General features: G+C 44.6%; 2 protein-coding genes. Both read right to left on the reverse strand.

Annotation, left to right across the window (positions count from 1 at the left end; all coding sequences use genetic code 11):
* Positions 1 to 227: 227 nt before the first annotated feature.
* A complete protein-coding gene (locus tag Q0277_RS02145; protein WP_297995131.1) occupies positions 228 to 623 on the reverse strand; it encodes a YbgC/FadM family acyl-CoA thioesterase in 396 nt (131 codons plus the stop codon).
* Positions 613 to 1,137 carry a DUF4149 domain-containing protein gene (locus Q0277_RS02150; RefSeq protein WP_297995134.1) on the reverse strand — a complete coding sequence of 175 codons (525 nt, stop codon included), beginning with the start codon at positions 1,135 to 1,137 and terminating at the stop codon, positions 613 to 615. The genes Q0277_RS02145 and Q0277_RS02150 overlap by 11 nt, the downstream gene beginning before the upstream one ends.
* Positions 1,138 to 1,484: the final 347 nt, after the last annotated feature.

Consider the following 1,484-nt stretch of genomic DNA (forward strand, 5'->3'; position numbering starts at 1 on the left):
TTTTGTTTTCTATCTGGCTATCTTGGGGCGCGTGAGGGGTTTGCGTCGCGATGTAGCATCAAAATTTAAACCTTAACGCCGAGCGAAATTCTATGTCGTAAATTTTATCTCGCCTGCAAATTTTATTTTGCCTAAGAGCTCTGTATATCCTTAAATTTTACGCCGAAGGTCGGCCTGCGCTATGTTTGCACCGCACGACTAGGTAAATTTGAACTCGTGAGATAAATTTATCTCAAAGATTTGAAAAATTCTAAAATTTCGGCGCTAAATTTGATCGGCCTGCCGTCTTTTACGAAGGCGATTTTTACGTCCTGTGCGTATAAAAGCTCGCTAAAATCGACGTTTTTAATATCTTTGATCTTGTAAATTTCTTGTCGCAAAAGGGCGCTGGCGTTTTTGAGCGCGGCTAGGCTCGTGCGAATTTCAAGCGTATCGCCGAGGCGCGCGGGGCGGAGGAATTTAGCGCAAAGCTCGCTAACTACGAAGTGTGCGTCCGCGCGCGCGAAGTCTACCCCAGCCTGCATAAGCGCCTCGCTGCGCGCCCGCTCGCAAAATTTAATGTAGTTTGCGTGATACACGATGCCCTGCGCGTCGGTATCTTCGTAGTAAATTTTAATCTGCATCGGCTAGGCTTTGCTCTGGTGCTGCCTTTTTCGTGGCGAGAGCGGGGAGGATTTTTGCGAAAAACAACACCGTTTGAAACACGATGATGAGTTTCATGCACCACTCGCTAGCCACGTGGATTTGGGCAAATTCCGGCGTTATCGTCGCTTCTGCACCGATCTTTTGGGCATTTATGACGTAGTCGGTAAAGTAAAGCACGAAAAGTAGGGCAAGTATGATATTTAAGAGCGTCAGCATCAAGGTCGAAAGGCGCAAGCGAAAGGATTGCGATTTGTTGTTGTTGAAATTTATCATCTCAAAAACGAGGCAGATGATCGAGACTGCGATGAGGATACCGCCGTATTTTACGAAGATCTCGCTCATTAGCTTGCCGCTTTGAAAGTGCGATAGCACGCCCTCCCCGATAATCTGCTGCGGGAAAAATACCACGGGCGCGACGAGTGCGCCGAGCGAGAGCTCGATGCCGATAAGGGCTGCGATGATGAAGATATAGATAGAAAAAATTGCGCGCATAAAGATCCTTTTAAATTTTGATAAATTTTAAATCGGACGTGATTATAGCGAAATCTTATAATCGTGCGCTTAAGTGTTTTGCAAGCGGGTTTATGCGCGAATGGGTGCGGTCGGCAGTAGCGATATTGCGGCATATCGCGGTATAATCAAATTTTAGTTTGGATAGGTCGTTTACAAAATTTATAAAATTTTTACGGAGGCTGGAGATGAAATTTGTCTCAGGCGTGTTAAACATAAAATTTCATTATAAAATTTAAAATTTTCCAAATCGTTTTTTAAAATTTCTCTTGCGTATTCAGCCCCCTTTAAGCATCGCTCTTGTATAATCACAATTCTGTTTCGCACCG

Source organism: uncultured Campylobacter sp. (genome assembly GCF_938030815.1).
In the GTDB taxonomy this organism is placed as follows: Bacteria; Campylobacterota; Campylobacteria; order Campylobacterales; family Campylobacteraceae; genus Campylobacter_B.